This is a genomic window from Streptomyces sp. NPDC060035, assembly GCF_042736635.1.
Lineage (GTDB): Bacteria > Actinomycetota > Actinomycetes > Streptomycetales > Streptomycetaceae > Streptomyces.
Window position 1 is genome coordinate 1 of sequence record NZ_JBHWVO010000070.1, and the last position, 2,847, is coordinate 2,847.

General features: G+C 66.6%; 3 protein-coding genes. 1 reads left to right on the plus strand and 2 read right to left on the minus strand.

Annotated elements, in window-relative coordinates; genetic code table 11:
* Positions 1 to 128 precede the first annotated feature (128 nt).
* The gene (locus ACFWBQ_RS38250) at positions 129 to 503 is read left to right on the plus strand and encodes a hypothetical protein (protein WP_385508648.1); all 375 of its coding nucleotides are present in this window, start codon (positions 129 to 131) and stop codon (positions 501 to 503) included.
* Between the two features lie 34 nt (positions 504 to 537).
* On the opposite strand, the gene istB is transcribed toward ACFWBQ_RS38250, so the two are convergent.
* On the minus strand, positions 538 to 1,308 hold the full coding sequence (gene istB, locus ACFWBQ_RS38255; RefSeq protein WP_385508651.1) for an IS21-like element helper ATPase IstB: 771 nt from the start codon (positions 1,306 to 1,308) through the stop codon (positions 538 to 540).
* Positions 1,305 to 2,723: an IS21 family transposase gene (gene istA / locus ACFWBQ_RS38260; RefSeq protein ID WP_385508653.1), complete on the minus strand. Its 1,419-nt coding sequence runs from the start codon at positions 2,721 to 2,723 to the stop codon at positions 1,305 to 1,307. Before istA ends, istB begins: the two co-directional genes overlap by 4 nt.
* Between the last annotated feature and the right edge of the window lie 124 nt (positions 2,724 to 2,847).

Consider the following 2,847-nt stretch of genomic DNA (forward strand, 5'->3'; position numbering starts at 1 on the left):
GGTGTCGGCGTACGGACTTTTCTCCCCAGTTGCGTACGGACGAACGTCCCCAGCTCTGACCGCGGGCAGCGGCAGCCCAGCAGAGGATCTCGGTTGAGATCGATGCCCCAACCGGGGACACTCGCGCGATGAGCCACAGCACATCGTCTGAATCGATCGAGCGGGGGTGGGACGAGCCCTGGTATCGGGTCCGCATGGAGGACTTCCAGGCGTCGTTCCTGCCCAGCGACGGTGAGGACTTGGACGAGGTCTGCAACGTCGATGTCTTCGTGACTCTGAAGGATGGATCTCGTTGGACCGCGACCGTGTTCACCGTCGCGGAAGTCGAGCGCCTGATGAACCTCTGGGTAGGGACCGACGAGGCCCTCGGGGGCCGGTACTTCTGGGTCTCGGACGGCCTGATCGTCAAGAATCCGGGCATCGACAACATGACCGGCGTGATCGCCGGGCTGATCGAGAACGGCGAGTTCTCCGAGATCTTTCAGCGGGTGATCAACAACTGATCAAGTGCTCGGCCGCCGGAAGCGACGTGGGTCGTCAGGCCACGTCGTTGTCCCGCTCGATCGCCTTGAGCCGGTTCTTCAGCCGGTAGCTGGGGCCGTTGATGGAGATCACTTCGCAGTGGTGGAGGAGTCGGTCGAGGATGGCGGTGGCGAGGACCTCGTCGCCGAAGACTTGGCCCCATTCGCTGAAGGTCTTGTTCGAGGTCAGGATGATCGAGCCCTTCTCGTAGCGCTTGGAGATGACCTGGAAGACCAGGTTCGCCTCGGCTCGTTCGAGGGGCTGGTAGCCGACCTCGTCGACGACGAGGACGCTGGGCCGCAGGTAGGTGCCGAGCTTGTTCGTCAGGCGGCCGGCGGCCTCGGCGGCTTTGAGGTTGCGGACCATGTCGTCGAGGCTGGTGAAGTAGATCGAGTAGCCGGCCCGGCAGGCCGCGACCGCGAGAGCGACGGCGATGTGGGTCTTGCCGACCCCGGGCGGCCCGAGCAGGGCGGCATTCGCCTTGCCGTCGACGAACGAGAGGGTGGCGAGGTCCTTGACCTTCCGTGGGTCGAGGTCCGGCTGGAACGAAAAATCGTACTCGTCGAGCGTCTTGTGGTGCGGCAGCCGGGACAGCCGCAGGCCCTGGCGGAAGCGGCGGTCGTCACGGACGGCCAGTTCCTCGGACAGCACCAGGTCGAGGAAGTCGAGGTAGCCCATCTTGCCCTCGTCGGCCCGACGGGTGTACTCGTTGATCGTTTCGGCCAGGTGGGGCAGGCCGAGCTTGCCGGCCGTGTTGCGGATGCGGGTGGAGACCAGCTCGCTCAAGACGTTTCCCTCGTGCTCGGGTGGGTGGTGAAGGGACGGGTTCCGGTCAGCTCGTCATAGACCGACAGCGGACGGCGGCCGACCTCGATGCGGGTGGCCGCAGCCCTGTTCAGCAGGGCCTGCAGAGGTCCTGCCTCCTCGCCCAGAGGACGCTCGCGACGGGGTCGTGGCATGACATCACCCGTGGTCGTCCGGCGTCCCTTGCCCGTGGGCAGACCGTCCCAGTGGGACTCTTCGACGACGCGGACCCCGCGGCCGATCGCCCGGGGATGGGTGGCCAGCAACGTCTCGCCGTCGGCGTTCGCCATGGTGGAGTGCAGCATGACCTGCGACTTCGTGGCCCGGATCTCGACCAGCTGACGCGGCCGGACCTTGCGGGCGGGCACCGAGTAGAGGTTGCCGCCGAAGGCGACCAGGCAGTCCTTGCCGACCGGCCGCAGGTGCCGCTCGGCCACCAGATACGGGGTTTCCGGCAGCGGTTTGAGGGCCACGTGGTCTCGGGCTGCCCGCTCTCCGATGATCTGCTGATGGGTCCTGTGGGCCTGAGCCCGTCGCTGCGGGACCCAGGTGGCGAAGGCGGAGTCCATCTCCTCGACGGAGGAGAAGGACCGGCCGGACAGGACGTGGTCGCGGACGATGAGGACCTGCCGTTCGACGCGTCCCTTGCCGGTGGGCCGATAGGCGGCCAGGACGTCGATGTCGAAGTCGTAATGGCCGGCGAACCCGACCGCTTCCGGATGCAACGGGACCGCCTCGCCCGGGGCGACGTGGCGGCGGACGACGGTCTTGGTCCGGTCGTAGACGATCGTCATCGGCACCCCGCCGAAGTGGGCAAACGCCCGGCGGTGGCATTCGAAGAAGGTCTGCAGGTCCTGGCTGGTGGTGAAGCAGCAGAACGGGTCGCGCGAGTACGACAGCGTCATGTGGAAGGAGTAGACCTTCGGGATGCCCATGTGGGCGAGGATCTTGCCCTCGTCGCCCCAGTCCACCTGGGCCTGAGCACCCGGGATCACCTCGAACCGGCGGTGCATTCCCGCGAGTTCCTTCGGCGTGATGCCGAGCTCCTCGGCGACCCTCGGGCGGGCTTCCTGAACATAGAGCTTGACGCGCTGGTAGTTGCCGGCGAACCCGTACTCCGCCACCAGCCGCTCGTGGATCACCGCGGCCTTCATCAGGATCTCGGCTCGCAGCATCGAGTCGACCAGCGGCGCGTACTCGTCGATCACCCTCGCCTTCGACCGCCCGTTCGGCGACCGGCGCGGCGGGGTCGCCGGCCCCGGCGCCGACAGGTACTTGCGGACCGTCTTGCGGTCCAGCCGGGTCTCCCTCGCGACCTCCGACAGGCTGATCGCCCCGGATTCCAACAGGCTTCGAAAACGTCGTAGTTCCAACCAACGACGCGGGTCCAAGACCATTGCTGACCGCCTTCCGCCGCCTCTCACCGACAAGCAGAAGAGTGCCGAGCAGCAAGTCTCACCGCATCAACAACTGTCCCTTTTCATCCGTACGCGGGTGGGGACGTTCATGTGTACGCCGACA